Annotated in this window: 20 protein-coding genes and 1 riboswitch; of the genes, 15 read left to right on the forward strand and 5 right to left on the reverse strand. The window is 46.0% G+C overall.

All coding sequences use genetic code 11. The features are described 5' to 3' along the window. Positions 1 to 22: 22 nt before the first annotated feature. Both GC098_RS33715 and GC098_RS33720 read right to left on the reverse strand, forming a co-directional pair. Positions 23 to 1,903 carry an ABC transporter ATP-binding protein gene (locus GC098_RS33715; RefSeq protein ID WP_171648437.1) on the reverse strand — a complete coding sequence of 627 codons (1,881 nt, stop codon included), beginning with the start codon at positions 1,901 to 1,903 and terminating at the stop codon, positions 23 to 25. Next, the gene (locus GC098_RS33720; RefSeq protein WP_171648439.1) at positions 1,900 to 3,624 is read right to left on the reverse strand and encodes an ABC transporter ATP-binding protein; all 1,725 of its coding nucleotides are present in this window, start codon (positions 3,622 to 3,624) and stop codon (positions 1,900 to 1,902) included. Before GC098_RS33720 ends, GC098_RS33715 begins: the two co-directional genes overlap by 4 nt. 350 nt (positions 3,625 to 3,974) lie before the next feature. Between GC098_RS33720 and GC098_RS33725 the strand changes: the two genes are divergently transcribed. From GC098_RS33725 to GC098_RS41030, 9 genes are all read left to right on the forward strand, one after another. Next, entirely contained in the window at positions 3,975 to 4,115 is a 141-nt protein-coding gene (locus GC098_RS33725) for a hypothetical protein (protein ID WP_171648441.1), read from the forward strand. Then, positions 4,108 to 4,662: a bifunctional pyr operon transcriptional regulator/uracil phosphoribosyltransferase PyrR gene (pyrR, locus tag GC098_RS33730; protein WP_171648445.1), complete on the forward strand. Its 555-nt coding sequence runs from the start codon at positions 4,108 to 4,110 to the stop codon at positions 4,660 to 4,662. The genes GC098_RS33725 and pyrR overlap by 8 nt, the downstream gene beginning before the upstream one ends. Beyond that, a complete protein-coding gene (locus GC098_RS33735) occupies positions 4,659 to 5,564 on the forward strand; it encodes an aspartate carbamoyltransferase catalytic subunit (RefSeq protein WP_047672396.1) in 906 nt (301 codons plus the stop codon). Before pyrR ends, GC098_RS33735 begins: the two co-directional genes overlap by 4 nt. A 176-nt stretch (positions 5,565 to 5,740) precedes the next feature. Beyond that, entirely contained in the window at positions 5,741 to 7,024 is a 1,284-nt protein-coding gene (pyrC, locus tag GC098_RS33740; RefSeq protein ID WP_171648449.1) for a dihydroorotase, read from the forward strand. 188 nt (positions 7,025 to 7,212) lie between these two features. After that, the gene (gene carA, locus GC098_RS33745) at positions 7,213 to 8,385 is read left to right on the forward strand and encodes a glutamine-hydrolyzing carbamoyl-phosphate synthase small subunit (RefSeq protein ID WP_171648460.1); all 1,173 of its coding nucleotides are present in this window, start codon (positions 7,213 to 7,215) and stop codon (positions 8,383 to 8,385) included. After that, positions 8,372 to 11,581 carry a carbamoyl-phosphate synthase large subunit gene (gene carB / locus GC098_RS33750; RefSeq protein ID WP_171648469.1) on the forward strand — a complete coding sequence of 1,070 codons (3,210 nt, stop codon included), beginning with the start codon at positions 8,372 to 8,374 and terminating at the stop codon, positions 11,579 to 11,581. The genes carA and carB overlap by 14 nt, the downstream gene beginning before the upstream one ends. A gap of 95 nt (positions 11,582 to 11,676) precedes the next feature. Beyond that, positions 11,677 to 12,366, forward strand: a complete 690-nt coding sequence (pyrF, locus tag GC098_RS33755; RefSeq protein WP_171649065.1) for an orotidine-5'-phosphate decarboxylase — start codon at positions 11,677 to 11,679, stop codon at positions 12,364 to 12,366. 40 nt (positions 12,367 to 12,406) lie between these two features. Then, positions 12,407 to 13,048: an orotate phosphoribosyltransferase gene (pyrE, locus tag GC098_RS33760; protein WP_171648470.1), complete on the forward strand. Its 642-nt coding sequence runs from the start codon at positions 12,407 to 12,409 to the stop codon at positions 13,046 to 13,048. Between the two features lie 82 nt (positions 13,049 to 13,130). Then, positions 13,131 to 13,216, forward strand: a riboswitch (cyclic di-GMP riboswitch). A 20-nt stretch (positions 13,217 to 13,236) separates the two neighbouring features. Then, a complete protein-coding gene (locus GC098_RS41030; protein ID WP_171648472.1) occupies positions 13,237 to 13,437 on the forward strand; it encodes a putative motility protein in 201 nt (66 codons plus the stop codon). 62 nt (positions 13,438 to 13,499) lie between these two features. On the opposite strand, the gene GC098_RS33770 is transcribed toward GC098_RS41030, so the two are convergent. Further along, the gene (locus tag GC098_RS33770) at positions 13,500 to 14,372 is read right to left on the reverse strand and encodes a LysR family transcriptional regulator (RefSeq protein ID WP_171648474.1); all 873 of its coding nucleotides are present in this window, start codon (positions 14,370 to 14,372) and stop codon (positions 13,500 to 13,502) included. Positions 14,373 to 14,495: 123 nt separating this feature from the next. Between GC098_RS33770 and dapA the strand changes: the two genes are divergently transcribed. Both dapA and GC098_RS33780 read left to right on the forward strand, forming a co-directional pair. Continuing rightward, a complete protein-coding gene (gene dapA, locus GC098_RS33775; protein ID WP_171648476.1) occupies positions 14,496 to 15,377 on the forward strand; it encodes a 4-hydroxy-tetrahydrodipicolinate synthase in 882 nt (293 codons plus the stop codon). Between the two features lie 13 nt (positions 15,378 to 15,390). After that, a complete protein-coding gene (locus GC098_RS33780; protein ID WP_171648478.1) occupies positions 15,391 to 15,786 on the forward strand; it encodes a RidA family protein in 396 nt (131 codons plus the stop codon). A 97-nt stretch (positions 15,787 to 15,883) separates the two neighbouring features. Here the strand turns inward: GC098_RS33780 and GC098_RS33785 are convergent, their stop codons facing one another. Continuing rightward, positions 15,884 to 16,390: a GNAT family N-acetyltransferase gene (locus GC098_RS33785; protein WP_171648480.1), complete on the reverse strand. Its 507-nt coding sequence runs from the start codon at positions 16,388 to 16,390 to the stop codon at positions 15,884 to 15,886. Positions 16,391 to 16,414: 24 nt separating this feature from the next. Beyond that, on the reverse strand, positions 16,415 to 17,791 hold the full coding sequence (locus GC098_RS33790; RefSeq protein ID WP_171648482.1) for a dipeptidase: 1,377 nt from the start codon (positions 17,789 to 17,791) through the stop codon (positions 16,415 to 16,417). A 206-nt stretch (positions 17,792 to 17,997) separates the two neighbouring features. Between GC098_RS33790 and GC098_RS33795 the strand changes: the two genes are divergently transcribed. The 4 genes from GC098_RS33795 (at position 17,998) to GC098_RS33810 (ending at position 20,847) form a co-directional block, all read left to right on the forward strand. Continuing rightward, complete coding sequence (locus GC098_RS33795) at positions 17,998 to 18,516, forward strand: GNAT family N-acetyltransferase (RefSeq protein WP_246359118.1); 519 nt, start codon at positions 17,998 to 18,000, stop codon at positions 18,514 to 18,516. A 134-nt stretch (positions 18,517 to 18,650) separates the two neighbouring features. After that, positions 18,651 to 19,271, forward strand: coding sequence for a nitroreductase family protein (locus tag GC098_RS33800; protein ID WP_171648486.1), 621 nt, complete (start codon positions 18,651 to 18,653; stop codon positions 19,269 to 19,271). A 157-nt stretch (positions 19,272 to 19,428) separates the two neighbouring features. Beyond that, entirely contained in the window at positions 19,429 to 20,286 is an 858-nt protein-coding gene (locus tag GC098_RS33805) for a M15 family metallopeptidase (protein ID WP_171648488.1), read from the forward strand. A 39-nt stretch (positions 20,287 to 20,325) separates the two neighbouring features. After that, positions 20,326 to 20,847 carry a VanZ family protein gene (locus tag GC098_RS33810; protein ID WP_246359119.1) on the forward strand — a complete coding sequence of 174 codons (522 nt, stop codon included), beginning with the start codon at positions 20,326 to 20,328 and terminating at the stop codon, positions 20,845 to 20,847. The last annotated feature ends 22 nt before the right edge of the window (positions 20,848 to 20,869 follow it).

Consider the following 20,869-nt stretch of genomic DNA (forward strand, 5'->3'; position numbering starts at 1 on the left):
GGGCATTTCGGCCAATGTGTATTCAAAGAGCTTTTTGAGCGAACTGACTATTGTACAGATCTGCATAAAAGCCGTGCTGTTCCAATAGCTGTTCATGTGTTCCTTGTTCAATAACAGAACCATGATTCATAACAAGAATGAGATCGGCATCACGTATAGTGGAAAGTCGATGTGCAATGACGAAGCTTGTGCGCCCTTCCATTAGGTTACTCATCGCCTTTTGGATGGACACTTCCGTGCGTGTATCTACGCTGCTCGTCGCTTCATCAAGAATCAAAATGGTTGGATCGGCAAGTATGGCGCGTGCGATGGTGAGAAGCTGCTTTTGTCCATGTGAAAGGTTGGATGCTTCTTCATTCAGCTTGGTATAGTAACCTTCCGGCAGGGTTCGAATGAAATGATCAGCATAGGCCGCGCGTGCAGCACTAACGATTTCGTCTTCAGTGGCACCGTCACGTCCGTAAGCGATATTCTCGCGAATTGTTCCGTTGAACAGCCATGTGTCTTGCAGCACCATACCGAACAGTCCGCGTAGATGACTGCGAGACATTTCACGTGTGTCAACAGCATCGATGGAGATTATACCACCCTTTAATTCGTAAAAACGCATCAGTAGATTGACAATCGTTGTTTTACCCGCACCTGTGGGGCCAACAATGGCTACCGTTTGTCCTGGCTCTACTTGGATATTCATATCTTGAATTAACGGGGTATCCTCTTTGTAAGCAAAGGTTACCTGTTTAAATTGAACATGACCTTGGACATTTTGGGTCGTTTTTACATGGGTGATTTCCTGTACTTCCTCAGGCACATCTAACAACTCAAAGATACGTTCCGCGGCGGCGATTGTGGATTGAATCACGTTGGCTATATTAGCCACCTGTGCGATGGGCATCCCAAATTGCCCTGAATATTGAATAAACGCAAGAATATCTCCGATTTTAATAGCCCCATTTGTTACCATGATGCCACCTATCACACTGACCAATACGTAGCCGATATTCCCGATAAAGGACATAAGGGGGAATATCATCCCAGAGATAAACTGTGCACGCCAGCCTGAATGATACAAACGTTCATTAATTTCATTGAATTGCTCAACCGATTTCTGCTCACGGCCGAAAGCTTTGACAATGGTATGCCCTGTGTACATTTCTTCCACATGACCATTAAGTTCACCGAGTGTTTTTTGTTGTCCTTTAAAATACTTCTGAGACCGTGATGCAATCATCTTCGTTCCCAAAATGCTGAGCGGCAAGGTTATGATGGTGGCCAAGGTTAACAAAGGACTAATGGTTAGCATCATAATAATGATCCCGACCAAGGTCACGATTGAAGTTATCAACTGCGTCAAGCTTTGCTGCATGGTAGAACTGATTGTGTCTACGTCGTTAGTAGCTCGGCTCATAGTGTCCCCATGACTGCGTGAGTCGAACAAGGAGAGAGGTACTCGGGTGAGCTTCTCACTAATATCTCTACGAAGATTAAATACGATTTTCTGTGTGACACCGACCATAATCCACTGCTGGATGAAGGTGAGTATGGCGCTTAGTATGTAGAGTGCTGCAAGAATAATAACAATTTGGAAAATGGCATCGAAGTCAATTTTGGCGCCGGCAACACCCTTGAACTTTGCGATAGAGCCTTCATACAATATGGTTGTTGCGTTACCCATGAGTTTGGGACTAATAATACTGAAGAGTGTACTAAGCACAGCCGAGATAAAAACAAGTAGGATAGATACACGGAAAGGACTCATATAGCTCGACAACCGTCGTATAGTTCCCTTGAAATCTTTAGCCTTTTGGACCGGCATTCCCATGCCACCCATGCCGCCTCGGCCAAAGTGACCGGGATTTACCCCCGCTTGAGAAGGAGCTTTCTCTTTTGGTTTGTCACTCATGCAATTTCCTCCTCTGACAGCTGAGAAGCAACAATTTCTTGATACACTGCACATGTTTTCATCAGATCTGAATGGGTGCCTATCCCTGCAATTTGTCCTTCTTCCAGTACGATAATTCGGTTAGCGTCCATAATTGTACTGACACGTTGGGCGACAATAATCATCGTTGCTTGCTCGGTTTCGGTTTTGAGAGCGGAACGAAGTTTAGCATCTGTTTTGAAATCAAGGGCAGAGAAGCTATCATCAAATACATAGATGTTCGGTTTACGAACAAGTGCACGAGCAATGGCAAGTCGCTGCTTCTGGCCACCGGATAAGTTCGTTCCACCTTGGGCGAGTACAGCTTGATAGCCTTCTTTCATGTCGGCGATGAACTCTGATGCTTGCGCTGTGGTTGCAGCATGCTTAATTTCCTCATCAGTTGCCATCTCACGTCCAAAACGAATGTTATCAGCAACTGTTCCTGAGAAAAGCGCTGCTTTTTGTGGAACATAACCGATCTGCTGTCTTAGACTTTCTAACTTCAAAGTAGGCAGCGGATGACCATCTAAGATGATACTGCCGGACTCTACATCATAAAAGCGCAAAAGTAAATGAATGAGGGTCGTCTTACCCGATCCGGTTCCTCCAATAATTGCTGTTACCTCTCCAGGCTCTGCACGGAAGGATAAATCACGGATAGCTGGTTGTTCAGCCCCAGGATAACTAAAGGATACATGCTTGAATTCAACAGCAGCTTGATTGGAATCAAGAGATTTTGCCATTTCGGCGCTTTGTATGTTAGATTGAAGGGCTAAAACTTCATTAATACGGACAGCAGAAGCTGATGCGCGAGGAATCATCATGAAAATCATTGTCATCATGAACATAGAAAACATAATCTGCATGGCATATTGGATGAAGGCCATCAAGTCACCAATCTGCATTTGATTAGCATCAATGCGAACTCCGCCATACCAAAGAATGACGACAACCCCAAGATTGAATACAAGCATCATGATAGGCATCATCGTAGCCATGATCACATTTACTTTTACGGCTGTTTTCGTGTAATCCAGGTTTGCTTTTTCGAATTTACGCTTTTCATGTTCGGAACGGTTAAAGGCGCGAATGACGCGGATGCCAGTTAAATTTTCACGCAGCACGAGATTGATGCCATCGATTTTGACCTGTAATGCTTTGAATAAGGGAAGTCCTTTACGCATGATCCCCACAATAGCAAGTGCAAGAATCGGGATGATGGAGATTAATACAATGGCGAGATGAGCGTCCTTATAAGTGGCCATGATGACTCCGCCGACTAGCATCGTAGGTGCGCCGATGAACATTCGCATCATGACAATCACTTGCTGAACTTGAGCGATGTCATTCGTGGTTCTGGTAATGAGGGAAGAAGTACCGAGTTTATCAAATTCGTGCAAGGAGAAGCTTTCAACATGGGTAAAAAGCGTTCGTCGTAAATCCCTGCCGAATCCTGTCGCCGTTCGAGCCAACAAGTAGCTAGCGATGATGACACAAACCATTGCGCCCATGGCTACTAAAAGCATATAAGCGCCAAACCGGAGAATATATGGAATATCTCCTTTCACAACCCCGACATCGACAATGTCAGCGAGCAGTGTGGGCAGGTACAACTGCGCCAGTGATTGCAAAAGCATCAAGGTAATAATTGCAACCACAGAAGCTTTGTACGGTTTCAGAAGCCGAAACAATTTGAACATGGGTTCCTCCTTAGCGTTTTGCCCTAGCAAAACTGGCATCATAAGCGTTACTGAGTTTTCGCAAGAAAACGGGTAAAGCTCGTGTCTCATATGTAAATTATAACACATGGCTGAGCGCAAGCTCAAAGCAAGTTCATGAAATAGATATTGACTTATCGTGTCGAAAGTGGGATAATTCTTTTAATTAAATATGTACCTTTAAAAACAGTCCAGAGAGGCTGGCAAGGTAGTCGATGAGAAAAGACGGGATATACTGAGTCGCGGATTCAGTGTATGACTAAGCTTGGGGATGTGCGCATTCCTTATGCCCCGCTCTGTATCTTTATGCACTCGTAACTCCTTGCCAATAAATGGGCAAGGAGTTTTTTGGTTTTGCTAACAGAAAACCTGCGAATGCATACGATGCCAGTTTTCCTACGGAAAACTCAGCTAATGCTTACGATGTCAGTTTTGCTAAAGCAAAACTCTCAGGAGGCGAAAAAGATGAATGAAACGGCCGAACACACGATTATTGATGAAATGGGAATTCGCAGGGCGCTAACACGGATTGCGCATGAGATACTGGAAAAGAATAAAGGTGTAGAGAATTGTACCTTGATTGGGATTCGGACCCGCGGTATTTACTTGGCCAGTCGAGTAGCAGAGCGAATTCTTGAAATTGAAGGTGTGCCGATTCCTGTGGGTGAGATCGATATCACTTCTTATCGTGATGATCGCGTTAAGGTGAAATCAGTGGAAAATGTTCAGGAAGGCGGCAAGATCCAAATTCAAGACCGCAAAATCATCCTGTTCGATGATGTGCTTTACACCGGAAGAACGGTGAGGGCAGCCATGGATGCATTGATCGATCTGGGCAGACCGCAAATGATCCAGCTAGCCGTACTAGTTGACAGGGGGCATCGTGAATTGCCCATTCGCCCTGATTATGTAGGAAAGAACGTACCTACCTCCAAAAGTGAAAGTATTGAAGTGCTGCTTACAGAAATCGATGATAAAGATGGCGTCATTATACTTCAACAGAGGGGGAAACAGGAGTGAGCATAGTGAGTACACAAACCAAGCATTTTCTAGGATTAAAAGGCGTAAGCGCAGGGGAGATAACGAGCATACTTGATCGTGCTGCCTACTGGGAACAATATCCTTCGAAGGTGACGAATCAATTTCAAGGCAAATTCGTTTCCAACTTGTTTTTTGAAAATAGTACAAGAACTCGGTTCTCCTTTGAACTGGCGCAAAAGCGGCTCGGAGCCGATGTACTCAATTTCTCCGCTGCGGAGTCCAGTGTACAAAAAGGGGAGTCCATTTACGATACAGTCCGTACACTCGAGTCCATGGGCATCGATGCTGGTGTCATCCGTTTGAAGCCGAACGGTGTCCTGCAAGAGCTGGCAGAGAAAATCAAAATCCCGCTCATCAACGCGGGAGATGGCAATAACGAACACCCTACGCAGGCGCTGCTCGACTTCTATACAATGCGCAAACAGTTCGGCGCCATCAAAGGCTTGACGGTCTCCATTATCGGAGACATCTTGCACAGCCGCGTCGCTCGCTCCAACCTATGGGGACTCATCGCCCTGGGAGCAAAAGTGCAGTTCTGCGCGCCGGAAAGCATGCAAGCTCCGGAACTGGCTGAGTTTGCTCCATATGTGTCCTTCGAGGAAGCGCTGAAAGCTGACGTGGTCATGATGCTGCGTGTGCAGCTTGAACGGCACGACAAAGGAATCATTCGCTCAGCAGAGGAATATCGCGAGCAATACGGGCTTACGGCAGAGCGTGCAAGCCGCATGGCACCTCACGCAATCATCATGCATCCGGCTCCAGTCAATCGAAATGTAGAGCTTGATGATGAGCTGGTTGAACACGAGAAATCCAAAATTTTCACACAAATTGCTCATGGTGTTCCGATTCGTATGGCGGTCATCGAACGAGCTTTATCATAAATTACCCCACAAAGTGAAGCCAAGCTCTGAAGCTGATTCCGCCCGCATTGAGCTTTAGCTCGATCGGCGTCTAAACTTACCATTCAAAGCGGTCATACTACGTCGAATTGCTTCGATAAGAGTTTAGACATTACTTTGCGGTGGCCCCAAACGAATACTAGGAGGACAATATAACAATGGGAATTTGGATATTAAACGGACTTACCGTTGATGCAAATAATGTACAAGCGAAGAAACACATTTTGGTAGAGAACGATAAAATTGCAAAGGTTATAGATGCAGCAGAAGGTTCGGCTCCACAAACCGAAGGCCATGAAGTCATTGATGCAGCAGGTAAGCTAGTGACTCCAGGATTCATCGATATGCATGTCCATCTGAGAGAGCCTGGTTTTGAACATAAAGAAAATATCGCGACCGGAACACGTTCCGCAGCAAGAGGTGGCTTCACAACCATCGCTTGCATGCCGAACACAAGACCTGTGATCGATACCGTTGAAACGGTGAACTACATATTGGATAAAGCTGCAACGGAAGGTGTCGTCCGTGTTCTACCATACGGCACGATTACGAAAAACGAGCTCGGCCGCGAGTTGACCGATTTCGCTGCGCTGAAAGAAGCGGGCGTAATCGGCTACACGGATGATGGTGTCGGCGTGCAAAGCGCGCAAATGATGAAAGATGCAATGGCGTTGGCAGCATCGATCGGTATGCCAATCATCGCGCATTGCGAGGATGACACGCTTGTGGTCGGCGCGCCGGTAAGCGAAGGCGCGTTCGCGAAGAAGCACGGACTGAAGGGAATCCCGAACGAGTCCGAGGCGATTCATGTGGGTCGCGACGTGCTGCTAGCCGAAGCGACGGGTGTTCACTATCACGTGTGCCATGTGAGCACCGAGCAGTCGGTTCGTCTGATCCGACATGCGAAGCAGTTCGGCATTAAAGTGACTGCCGAGGTATGTCCGCATCACCTCGTGCTCTCGGATGAAGACATTCCAGGGCTTGACGCCAACTGGAAGATGAACCCGCCGCTGCGCACGCCGCGCGATGTGCAGGCTGTCATTGAAGGTTTGGAAGACGGTACGATCGACATTATCGTGACGGATCACGCGCCGCACACCGAAGAAGAGAAAGAGAAGGGCATGATGCTGGCTCCATTCGGCATACTCGGCTTCGAAACCGCGTTCTCTCTGCTGTACACGAAATTTGTGCTTACAGGTAAATGGTCATTAGGCTTCCTCGTAGATCGTATGACGAAAAAACCTGCCGACGTATTCGGTCTTCCATACGGAACACTGGAAGTAGGCAGCGCAGCTGATATCACCATCGTGGATTTGGATACAGAGCGCGAAGTTCTTAAAGAAGAGATCGTTTCACGCAGCAAAAACACGCCTTTCATCGGCTGGAAGCTGCAAGGCTGGCCGGTTGTTACAATCGCTTCCGGTAAAGTGATTTGGTCATAAATCGTTCTTAAATGACGCTGGAATCAATCGTAAATCCGCATTAAGATCTATACGCAGATCGAAAAATCGTGTATATTTATACAGAATGATTGCTTTTTATGCAAACCTTATGCAATAAAATGGAAATCGTAGGCATGACATCTACGGTTCGTGAGAATCGTTGACAATAGCGAAGGAGTTGAAAGAACATGCAGGCAAGATTGTTGCTGGAAGACGGCACTCTTTTTACAGGAAAATCGTTCGGTAGTGAAGGTGAATCCGTCGGCGAGGTAGTATTCAATACAGGAATTACGGGTTATCAGGAGGTGCTTTCTGATCCTTCCTACTGCGGTCAAATCGTGACAATGACGTATCCATTGGTGGGGAACTACGGTGTGATTCGGGATGATTTTGAATCCGTACGTCCTTTCATTCATGGCTTTGTCGTTCGTGAGCATGAAGAGATTCCTAGTAACTGGAGAGCGCAATATACGCTGGGTAGCCTGCTGAAAGAATACGGCATCGTTGGGATCAGCGGCATCGATACGCGCATGTTAACTCGTAAAATCCGTCATCACGGCGTTATGAAAAGCCTTTTGACAACATCCAATAAATCCATTACTGAGCTGACTGAGATCCTAAGAGGAACGACACTTATGACGGATCAAGTCGCACGTGTATCCACAAAAAGTGTATACGGCGCACCTGGTCACAAAGAACGCATCGTTCTCGTAGACTTCGGAGCTAAAAGCGGAATCATCCGCGATCTAAGCAAACGTGACTGTGACGTTGTTGTTGTACCTCAAGATGCTACAGCTGAACAAATTCGTCGCCTTGCGCCTGACGGCGTGCTGCTGTCAAACGGCCCTGGGGATCCGAAAGACGTACCTCACGCTGTCGAAATGATTAAAGGCTTGCTCGGCGATATCCCGCTCTTCGGCATTTGCTTGGGTCACCAGCTGTTCGCACTGGCTTGCGGCGCAGACACGGATAAATTGAAGTTCGGTCACCGCGGCGGTAACCATCCAGTTAAAGACCTTGTATCTGGACGCTGCTACATTACATCGCAAAACCATGGCTACACGGTTAAGGAAGAATCCGTCCAAGGAACTGACCTTGAAGTGACGCACATCAACAATAATGACCGCACCATCGAAGGCTTGAAACATAAGAAATACCCTGCCTTCTCGGTTCAGTATCACCCAGAGGCAGCACCGGGGCCATTTGACTCCAGCTACTTGTTCGATGATTTCATCTCGCTGATTCGTCAGCACAAAATCGATAACCCACAGCAGCCGCGCCAAGCGCAAATGCTTGCACAGTGGAAAGCTTCCACGGCATCGACATCTGTGAAGGAGGAACTGCAATATGCCAAAAAATAATACACTCAAAAAGATTCTCGTTATCGGTTCCGGTCCTATCGTCATCGGTCAGGCAGCGGAATTTGACTACGCAGGTACGCAAGCTTGTCAAGCGCTTAAAGAAGAAGGCATGGAAGTTATCCTGATCAACAGCAACCCTGCTACGATCATGACGGATACGAACATGGCGGATAAAGTATATATCGAACCGATTACGCTTGAGTTTGTTACGCAAATCATTCGTCAAGAACGTCCAGATGGTTTGCTTCCAACACTCGGTGGTCAAACAGGTCTGAACATGGCTGTTGAACTAGCTCGTGCAGGTGTTTTGGAAAGCGAGAATGTGAAGCTTCTGGGAACACAGCTTACGGCGATTGAGAAAGCAGAGGATCGCGACCTTTTCAGAGACTTGATGAGAGAATTAGAGCAACCGGTACCGGATAGCGTAATTGTAACGACAGTCGCACAAGCCGTAGATTTTGCTAACGAAATCGGCTTTCCAATCATCATTCGTCCTGCCTACACGTTAGGTGGAACGGGCGGTGGTATCTGTAACACGATGGAAGAGTTGACGGAAATCGTTGCTTCCGGAATTCGTTACAGCCCAATCGGTCAATGTCTGGTTGAGCGCAGTATTGCAGGCATGAAAGAAGTCGAGTACGAAGTAATGCGTGACGCGAACGATAACTGTATCGTTGTATGTAACATGGAGAATTTTGATCCAGTAGGTGTACATACCGGAGATAGTATCGTTGTAGCACCAAGCCAAACTTTGTCGGACCGTGAGTATCAAATGCTGCGTTCGGCTTCGCTTAAAATCATTCGCGCCTTGAACATCGAGGGTGGCTGTAACGTACAGTACGCGCTTGATCCGCACAGCTTCCAATACTACGTAATCGAAGTTAACCCGCGTGTAAGCCGTTCCTCAGCGCTTGCATCCAAAGCAACGGGCTATCCGATTGCGAAGATGGCTGCTAAAATTGCGATTGGCTACACGCTCGATGAGCTAGTCAATCCAGTAACAGGCCAAACCTATGCATGCTTCGAGCCAGCTCTGGATTACATCGTTTCCAAAATTCCACGTTGGCCGTTCGATAAATTTACAGCGGCAAACCGTAAGCTGGGTACGCAAATGAAAGCGACTGGGGAAGTTATGGCGATTGGCCGTACTTTCGAAGAGTCCATTCATAAAGCGGTTCGTTCCTTAGAAATCGGTGTACACCGTTTGTTCCTAAAAGAGACGGATCTTATCGATCAAGAAACACTCGAGTTCCGCCTGCAAAAGCCCGACGATGAGCGCCTGTTCTTAATCGCTGAAGCGTATCGCAGAGGTTACACCGTGGAACAATTGCAGAATTTGACGAAGATTGACTGGTGGTTCTTGAACAAACTAGATGGTCTGATTAAATACGAGAAAGAGATTGCAGCTAGCGAACTTACAAATGAGCTGCTATTCGAAACGAAGCGCAAAGGTTTCACAGATCGTGCCATTGCCGAAATTCGCGCACTTGCGGGCTGCTCGACATTTACCAAAGAAGCTGACATCAGAACACACCGTTTACAACAAAATATCAAGCCAGTCTACAAAATGGTTGATACTTGCGCAGCGGAATTCGAAGCTTCAACGCCATACTACTATTCGACCTATGAGCAAGAAGATGAAGTAACAGAAACAACGAAAGAGAAAGTAGTTGTACTGGGTTCCGGTCCGATTCGTATCGGGCAAGGAATTGAATTCGATTACTCCACGGTTCATGCGGTTTGGGCGATCCAAGCAGCAGGCTACGAAGCGGTTATTATCAACAATAACCCAGAGACCGTATCTACAGATTTCAATACGTCCGATCGCTTGTACTTCGAGCCTTTGTTCTTTGAAGATGTGATGAATGTGATCGAACGCGAAAACCCAATCGGGGTTATCGTTCAATTCGGTGGTCAAACAGCGATTAACTTGGCTGCACCATTACACAAAGCTGGCGTACGCATTCTCGGTTCCGATCTGGAAAGTATCGATACAGCGGAAGATCGCAAGAAATTCGAAGCTTTACTTAGCAAACTCTCGATCGCTCAACCACCAGGCGGCACCGTTACATCGGTTGACCAAGCTGTGGGGACAGCTGCGAAATTCGGGTATCCGGTTATTGTTCGCCCATCCTACGTCTTAGGTGGACGCGCAATGGAAATCGTCTACTCCGATGAAGAATTGCTGAGCTACATGGAATATGCCGTGAAAATCAACCCTGAGCATCCGGTCCTGATCGACCGCTACATGCTTGGTAAAGAGGTAGAGGTAGATGCCATCTGCGATAGAGAAACGGTGCTAATCCCAGGGATTATGGAACACGTTGAACGCGCAGGGGTTCACTCCGGTGACTCCATCGCGGTTTATCCACCGCAATCCATCTCGGATGAGATTAAACAACAAATTATCGACATTACGACGAAAATCGGTCTTGAGTTGAACGTAGTTGGTCTGGTCAACATCCAGTTCGTTATTCATAACGATCAAGTGTATGTGATCGAGGTAAACCCGCGTTCTTCCAGAACTGTGCCTTTCTTGAGCAAAGTAACGAACATCCCGATGGCTAACGTGGCTACACGCGTCATTATGGGACAAAAGCTAGCGGATATGGGCTACCAAGGCGGTTTATGGCCGGAAGACAAGTACGTATCGGTTAAAGTGCCAGTGTTCTCCTTCGCTAAGCTGCGCCGTGTAGATACGACACTCGGACCTGAAATGAAATCGACGGGCGAGGTTATGGGGCGCGATATCAATTTTGCCAAAGCACTCTACAAAGGCTTAATTGGAGCGGGAATGAAAATTCCTGCAGCAGGATCTGTCGTAGTAACAGTAGCTGACAAAGATAAAGAAGAAGCGATTGAAATCTTAAAGGGCTTCTATCGTCTTGGATATAAAATCATTGCAACAGGCGGAACGGCAGCAGCGATCGAACAAGCTGGTCTTCCGGTGACGACTGTAAACAAGCTGAGCGAAGGTTCGCCGAACATTCTGGATCTCATCCGCAGCGGTGATGCACAGTTCGTTGTGAACACACTGACTAAGGGTAAAGAGCCAGAGCGTGACGGCTTCCGCATTCGTCGTGAAGCGGTTGAGAACGGTGTGGTTTGTATGACATCACTTGATACAGTAAGAGCGCTTGTTAATATGCTTGAAGCAATCAACTTCTCCTCACGTGCAATGCCAATTCATGTCTAAGACTATGCTTACGAAGTCAGTTTTGCTAAAGCAAAACTCTAAGGAGAGTGACGAACTTGAGTACGCTAACTCGCACAGATGTTACTGGACGCATTATGGTCGCTTTGGATTATGCGAACGCAGAAGGTGCTGAAGGGCTGCTTAAGCAGCTCGAAGGCATCCCTTGCTACGTGAAGGTGGGCATGCAGCTGTTCTATGCTGCGGGTCCCGGCTTCGTCGCGAGTCTGAAGGATCGCGGCTACAAGGTGTTCCTCGATGTGAAGATGCATGACATTCCGAACACGGTCAAAGGCGGCGCGGAAAGCGTGACGCGCCTTGGGGTTGACGTGTTCAATGTCCATGCTGCCGGAGGCAAGCAGATGATGGAAGCCGCCTTGGAGGGTGTCGACAAGGGGCTAGCTGTAGGTGCTTCGCGTCCGATTGTCATCGGCGTGACGCAATTAACCAGCACCAGTGTACAGGTGCTGAATGACGAGATTGGCCTGACCGGTACGGTTGAGCAGGCCGTCATTCGCTATGCCCGCTTGGCGCATGCTGCGGGGCTGCAGGGTGTCGTCGCGTCACCGCTTGAGGTGACCGCGATTAAGGCGGCGTGCGGTGACGGGTTCGTCACCGTGACGCCAGGCATTCGCCCTGCTGGAGCCGACGTGGGCGATCAGTCGCGCATCATGACGCCGGCTGAGGCGTTCGCGCAGGGGACGGATTACGTCGTGATTGGTCGACCGATCACAGGCGCAGCGGATCCAAGAGCAGCGATTGAAGCGATTATCGATTCAATCGTGTAATAAGCTTTTGTCTAACTACGGAAGGAACGGTGGTAGGAACATGAGTCAACTCGAAGCAATCGCGCAGCATATTGCAGCGTCGTTATTAGATATAGAAGCGGTAGCACTTCGACCGCAGCAGCCTTTTACATGGACATCTGGCCTCAAGTCGCCAATCTATTGTGACAATCGTCTGACGATGTCACACCCAGCTATTCGCGAAGCGATCGCTGACGGATTCGCAGCTTTGATCCAAGAGAAATTCCCGGATGCTGAGGTTGTTGCTGGTACGGCAACAGCGGGCATTCCTCATGCCGCTTGGGTAGCTCAGAAGCTAGGTCTCCCGATGATCTATATTCGCGATAAAGCCAAAGGACATGGCAAAGAGAACTTGATTGAAGGCACTGTGAAACCAGGACAAAAGGTGATCGTGATTGAGGATCTTATCTCTACGGGTGGCAGTTCTTTGAAAGCAGCTATTGCGGTCAAAGAAGCTGGTGCTGTAGCGCTGGGCGTGCTGGCGATTTTCTCCTATCAGCTAGATAAAGCTACAGAAGCGTTCCAAGCTGCTGATATGCCACTGTATACACTTTCTAACTACTCTACACTGCTTGAAGTGGCTCTAGAGAAGGGGAAAATCAAACAAGAGGACATGGAGCTCCTTCGTTCTTGGAGATCGAATCCTGCTGCGTTTGGTGTGTAAAGCGGTATCTATTTAAAATGCGAAGATTGACGAATTGTGTAAGAATATCCTATACTGGATAAGTGCTAGGTACTGCCTAACATCTGCGAAAGGGCAAATGACGCGAAAGCGACAGACGCAAAGCTATAGGGGCTACTCGGTTATACCGTATGCTTGCCAGCTACCGAACGATGAGAGGAGGAGTACTCGTGAATATCAATAGTGTTCTAACTGCGATTAGTGGTGGAGACGCTTTGAAGCAAGCCGTTGGCATTCAGCTTTTAAGCAAAGTAAGTGATATGCAAGCAGCTTCATCTAGTACATTAGTACAGGATTTTGCTAAATCTCAACAGCTGGTTTCCGCTTCAGCGACACCGCATTTGGGTGGCAATCTAGATATCCGCATATAAGTTCATAACAGAAGAAGCTCTACCTTTACGAAAAGGAGAGCTTCTTTTTTTATTCGATGAGGCTACCCTTGGGTCAGTTGTTGAATGAATGTTTGCAAGGGCTGAGACATCCACTTTTTGGGATGGAGCAGCAGTTGAAGATCTAATTTTAAGTCCGAATGAGAAAAAGGAAGATGGGCAAGTTTCCCTTGTTCCAGTTCGTTCTGTACGGCAATTTGAGGCAGCAGGGCGATACCAAGCCCATTCATGACGCAGTGTTTAATGGTTTCTAAATTACCGAGCTCAAATCCAATTTGAAGCGAGACTGAGTGATCTTTTAGCAACTTTTCAAACATACCTCGATAGATGCAGCCCTCTTCTGTTACGATAAATTCGGCTTGCTGAAAATCGGTTAGCTGTATATGTGTTTGTTTGGTTAGCGGATGCTCAAGCGGTGCCACCAAAACTAAGGGTTCTTCCCTGACTTTCGTGCATGCAAGTGCGGTGTCTGCCGGATAACGGTCTAGTATTAGCCCTATATCATAGTCCCCATCTCTTACTTTGGAAATGAGGGAAGCTTCACTGTCAGGGAAGAGCTGGATATTCAGTCCAGGAAATTGCTGTTTCAGCACATGTAAATAGGGTGGTAAATAGTAAGCCGCGAGTGAGTTAATCGTACCCATCGTCAGTGTTCCGCTGACTTCGCTTGTTATCATTTCTTTGGATTGATCATAGAGGTCAAGCATTTGCAAGACTAGCTTTAACAAGCTTTCACCAGGTGCTGTTAACCGAAGCTGACGTCCGTATCTCTCGAAAAGGGGTACGCCATATTCTCGTTCCAGCTTCTGAATTTGCATCGTAATACTCGATTGCGCATAACCCAATTCTTCGGCAGCTCGTGTAAAGCTCTTTCTCCGGGCAACCTCCCGAAAGGTTCGGAAATAGGTTAAATCCATAGGAACCCCTCGCTTTACTATCAAAATTTTTGATGAGTCTTATCATTTATTATAGCTAACTGTGATCCAATGATCCATGCTAAAGTGAATGTACAAACGAATTAGGACTGGGAGATGATTGAGATGTTAAGAGAGAAAGACTTACATGGGATCTATGTTCCCATTATTACGCCATTTGATGAAGAGTATGAGGTGGATGCAGCCTCTTTTTATAATCTAGCTTACAATTTATTTCAAGATGAGATAGACGGATTGGTCGTCAATGGAACGACAGGAGAATCACCGACGATTACAAATGAGGAAATGGCGATCTTGTTCGCTACGGCACAAGCAGCTCGAGAGGCCGCGCAAGTAGATGCTCCGCTCATTCTAGGTACAGGAACGAATGATACGTTGTCTACAGTGAAAAAGACGGAGGCTGCAGGGAAATTAGGTGCTGATGCTGTGTTAATAGTAGTGCCTTACTATAATAGGCCGAGTCAGCAAGGGATCATTGAACATTTTCGCCGGGCAGCCAGCGTTGGTGTGCCTGTCATTTTATATGAAATACCGCATCGCACAGGCGTGACGTTGGAACTTGATACTGTGCGTACGATCCTTGAACTCGATGGTGTTATAGGTATGAAAGACAGTACGCCGAACACTCGATTGGTGTCTGAGCTTACTCGTCTAGGCTCGAAACCCGTCCTTTGTGGGGAGGATTCTCTGCTTTTTGAGGCTCTTAACTCCGGTGCTAAAGGGGTTATGAGCGCGTCAGCGAACGTAATGACTGAGCGGTTTGTATCGTTTTATCAGCATTTTGAAGCTGGTCAACACGAGATGAGTAAACAGCTATTCGATGAGTTGCAACCACTCATTCGATTGCTTTTCGAAGAGCCAAATCCAGCACCTCTCAAATGGCTGCTTGAGCAGCAAGGTGTTATTGAATCCGGAACACTTCGATTGCCGCTGCTTTCCGTGACAAAAGGCTTACAGGAGAAGTTAGCCTATTATTTGCAAAAATGAGAGGGAGAGAATTATGAATCGGACTAGAGTATTTACTGGATCACCTTGGGAACCTGTTGTAGGCTATTGTCGGGCGATTCGGGTGGGGAACCGCATCGAGGTTGCGGGTACAACAGCAATGAGGGATGGAGAGGTCGTTGGCGTAGGTAATCCGTATGAGCAAGCGCGATTCGTCCTCCAGACAATCGAGCAGGCGCTGCAAGAACTCGGGGCGCAAATGTCAGATGTGATTCGAACGCGGATGTTTGTTACTGATATTTCCTTATGGGAGGAATTTGGCAAGGTACATGGGGAGTTTTTCCGTGACGTGCAGCCCGTGGCAACGATGGTTGAAGTGAAGGCTTTGATAGATCCTTTGTTGTTGATAGAGATTGAGGTTGAAGCTCTGTTGATTGAGGAAACCGAGTAAGGCTAGAGGTAAGGCATTTAAGATAAAAAAGCGCTTATCCTCTTAGAAGGCGATTTGAAATCGCTGGCATAAGGGGAAAGCACTCTTTGTTTACATATTATCCTACACGTTTACCAAGAATGATGAGGTCGCGTTCGATTCCGTCAAGTTCAGCAACGCCAGGCAGATGAGCCCAGTTGACAAAGCCGAATTTGTGGAAAAGGTGTAGGCTGGGATCGTTATGACCGAAAATGAAGCCGAGTAACGTCTTCAGTCCCAGCTTTGGACTAGCGTCTATTGCGTGCTCCATGAGGTAACGACCAATGCCTTGGCCGCGAAAAGCTTCATCGACATAAATGCTGACTTCCGCTGTAGCGTTATAGGCGGGTCGGCCATAGAAGGACTGAAAGCTGAGCCATCCACAGATACCGCTGTCGTTTTCCAATACCCATAAAGGGCGGAAATCCGCAGAGTGCTCATAGAACCAGCCTTCGCGACTGGCTGTGGTTACGGGTTCTGTATCTGCTGTAACCATGCGTCCTTCAATGGTGGAATTATAAATTCGTACAATGTCAGCTAAGTCTTCCAAGCTGGCATCACGGATTGTTTGATGATTCGTACTCATGTTTATGCTCATTCCTTTCAGTGGTTATTTATTCATCTCGGCAAGTTTCAGCCAGAAACGGCTGATAGTCTCTGTTCCTTTGTCCCAATTGACCAAATGGAAATGCTCATTCGGCGCGTGCAGATTTTCTCCTGGTAGACCAAAGCCAAGCAGCACTACGGGTGCGTCTAATACGCGTCCCAACACTTCAACAATGGGGATTGAACCTCCGCTTCGAGTATATACAGGCCATACGCCATAGGTATCCTCATAAGCTTCCGCAGCTGCTACCATAACAGGCTCGTCAATTGGCGTGATGAATGGGTTTCCGCGCAGCTGGCGGTCTAGGGTCACTTTTACGCCAGGCATGGAGAGCGCACGGATATGATTTTCAACCGCATCCATGATTTCCTCGGGTACTTGTGCGGCAACGAGACGGCAAGCTATTTTAGCGCTGGCACGATTAGGAATGATTGGTTTAATGCCTTCACCCTGAAAGCCGCCGCTTACGGATGTGATTTCCAGGGTCGGTCTGGAAGTCGTTTGTTCATAGAACGAGAACCCACTTTCCCCATATAACGTTTCAACATGTAAGTCCGATCGAACCTTGTTCTCGTCGGGTTCTACTTGTTTAAAGGCTTCGCGCTCTTTGTCCGAGAGCTCAATGACTCGATCATAGAAGCCTTCCACCGCTACACGACCATTTGCATCATGGAAGGAACTCAGCAGCTTCGTTAAAGCGTGAATCGGGTTTTGAACCGCGCCGCCGAAGAGGCCAGAATGAAGGTCACTATTTGCGCCATCAATCGTAATTTCGAACCCGGCTAGCCCGCGAAGACCATACATAAGTGCAGGTTTTCCTGGCCCTTGCATTTGAGTATCGGAAAGAACAATCGTATCGGCTTGTAATTTATCTTTATACTTTTCCACGAATGCTGGCAGGTGCTTACTCGCAATCTCTTCTTCGCCTTCAATACAAAACTTTACATTAACAGGTAGGCTGCCTTGCGTTCGTAAAAAAGCCTCAATCACTTTGGCGTAAAGCAGCAGTTGACCTTTATCATCAGTGCTTCCGCGGCCAAATAGTTTGCCATCTTGAATCACAGGCTCAAATGGTGGAGTTTTCCACAGCTCTAACGGCTCGGCCGGTTGAACATCGTAGTGTCCATATACAAGTACAGTTGGCTTACCCGGAGCATGCAACCAATCTGCATAGACAACGGGATGTCCCCCAGTAGCCATAATTTCAATGTTCTCAAGACCGGCTTGTTTCAAAGACTGAGCCGTCCATTCTGCACAGCGAATCATGTCTGGTTGATGTTCGGCGACAGCACTTATACTTGGAATCCGCAAAAACTGCATTAATTCCTCTATGTGTTGGTTTCTTTGCTCATTCAAATAGGTTTTGATCGTTTCTATCATGTTTGATTTCTCCTTCTTTTTAAGCCATTTATATCTGTGCTTCTTTTAAGTTCCCCAAATGCAAGTAAATTCCTGCAAATTTGTGATGCAGATACACATTTTATAAGACAGTTGCAGGATGTAAATAGAAATGGGTATTATTGTATAGGTAAATTCCGCTATTTGAAGGGGCGAAGTTAATGGAACTCTTGGTTAAGACCGAACGAATGTCTTTAGTTTTATTGGATCGTTCTTCTGTAGATCTGGTTCTTGATTATGTGATTCGTAATCGAACTTTTCTCGAACCGTGGGAATTAGAACGTAATGAAACGTATTTCACGAAGGATTATCAGGCTGAGCAGTTGGAACAAGAAGCAATGAAGATCAAGGAAGGCCAGATGCTTAAGGTATGGATGCTATTTGAAGAACGAATTGTGGGGTCAATTGCGCTTAGTAATATCATTAGAGGTGCTTTTCAATCTTGCCATTTGGGTTACCGCATGGACGGGGAGCTCCTTAATCGGGGACTAATGACAGAGGGATTGAAAGCAATTATTGCCTACGCTTTTGATGTAATGAATCTACATCGGATTGAAGCCAATATTATGCCTAGAAACGCGGCGTCTCTGAAGGTCGTAGAGAAGTTGGGCTTTTATGAGGAGGGCTTGGCTCTCAAATATCTACAAATTCATGGTGTGTGGGAGGACCATATTCATATGGTCCTGCGCAATACAGCTATGGAATAATATTCAGGGAAATCATAGAAAAATGTCGAATAATGTAATTTAGATTAGTCATATCATATTGCTATCCAGTCATTACTCTAATAGAATTAAGTATTGAGCATGTACTCATACATAATTTCTAGGGGGACTTTACGTTGAATGATTTTGAATCGGTTGTAAAATCTAGACGATCTGCAAGCAAATTCAAGCAAGGGATCGATATTTCACAAAAAGAATTAGAACAAATTTTTTCCCTTGTTAAGTTTGCTCCATCCGCTTATAACTTACAGCATGCTAATTATGTTGTTGTGACAGACCCTTTGATGAAACAGAAGGTGTATGATGCGTCTTATAAGCAATACAAAATTCAGAGCTCGTCCGCAGTTATTGTGGTCCTTGGCGATAAAGAAGCATATAAGGATTCTGCTAAAATAAATGAAGGACTTTTCCATTTGGGATTCTTTAGTAAACAAGAATTAGATTCCGAAGTACAGCAAGTGACACATTTCTATGAAGAACGAGGAGAGCCGTTCAAGCGAGATGAAGCGATTCGGAATGCAAGTCTATCAGCTATGCTATTTATGCTTACAGCGAAAGAGCAAGGATGGGATACTTGTCCGATGATCGGTTTTGAGGCATACAAGCTCATTGAGGCTCTTGAATTAGAGGAACGTTTTGTTCCAGTTATGTTAATTACGATTGGTAAAGAAGACACGTCCAGCCAGCGGCCGCGCGGTTATCGTAAACCGATTGGTGAGTTTGTGAAATATGTTTAATGAATAAAGACCGTTATTCGCTATCAAGGTGGCGATGAGCGGTCTTTTCCTATTTGAGGGATGTACAAGTTTAAGAAAAATTTTATTTTTAACCCCATTTCTTATTAATTAGTTTTCTTTATCCTAGGAGTGTATGAATGGTTAGGAGGAACTAAGGATGAAGAAGTGGGTTTTGTGGCTTGTAATACTTTTACTGCTCGGCTATGGATTTAGTCAACACAAATTGAAAGTTGTGAACGAGAAACCACCGGAAGAAGAGAATCAAACTCAAGAGGAGACTCCTCAAATGAACGAGCTTAAAGTAACCAAAGATCAGATTTATAAAGGTAATTTGTTGTTGGTCAACAAGGATCATCCGGTACCTTCAGGGGCTGAAGAGTCCGAAGCGGTGAATCTGTTTAAGCATAAGGAATTGGTGAATGGATTTATTGTGATGGATAATACGATTCGGTTGTCGCCGAGTTTGGTGCAAAAATTCTCAAAAATGATTGATGCCGCAGCAAATGATGGGGTTAACCGATTTTTAATCAGCAGCGGTTATCGGGACAATAAAGAACAAAACCAGCTTTATAAACAAATGGGTGCTGATTATGCGTTGCCAGCAGGCAATAGCGAACATAATTTAGGTTTATCGCTTGATATTGGATCTACGCAAACGGAGATGAGTAAAGCGCCTGAAGGAAAGTGGCTGAAAAAAAATGCATGGAGATACGGGTTTATCTTGCGTTATCCGGCTGACAAAACGGCAATCACAGGTATTCAATCTGAGCCCTGGCATTTTCGCTATGTTGGTTTGCCGCACAGCGCAATTATGCAGGAAAAGAATTTTGTCCTGGAACAATATTTGAATTTCTTGAAAGAAAAGAAGACCATTAAGACTACTGTAGATCATCAAACCTATGAGATCTCTTACTATCCTGTCTCCAAAAACACAACGATCCTTGTGCCAGCGAATGGACGCTATCAGATATCAGGCAACAATATGGACGGTATCATTGTGACCATGTATCCATGATCAGGGCTTATGAGAATCTCAAGAAGGTGAGAATGACGTATGAAACATAAAATAATGTTGAAAGATATTACAATTCAAGTACTGTTTACCCTTTATGTGTACACGTTATTCAAAATTATTCTATTTAAGTTCAGCTCAATCGACCTGACATTTCTCTGGCATCAGCTTAAGATAAGTCTGAGGAACACGGATCATATGAGCAGGCAACTTCAAAAAGGTAATCTGATTCCCTTTAAAGAAATATCCAGAACCATTCATGATATCTCGAGTCATGGTCTAATTAACTTGGTTGGGAATATTGCGATATTCATGCCGTACGGAATTCTTCTTGGTTTAATGTTAAGAAACAAAAAAGTATCATTTATAGATGCGTTTATTCTTTCATTAGGTTTAAGTCTAATCTTGGAATTAGCGCAGGCCTTTTTCTCTATTGGACGTTATGATGTAGATGATCTGATACTCAATTCAAGCGGGGGCTTGATTGGTTTCATTATTTTCAAATTATTCGCTTTGTTAGTTACTACATCAAGTGCTAACCAAGCAAGAGGTAGCTCTATCTGATACAATAAAAGCAATACAATGG

Origin of the sequence: Paenibacillus phytorum (assembly GCF_013141715.1) — a bacterium.
In the GTDB taxonomy this organism is placed as follows: domain Bacteria; phylum Bacillota; class Bacilli; order Paenibacillales; family NBRC-103111; genus Paenibacillus_E; species Paenibacillus_E phytorum.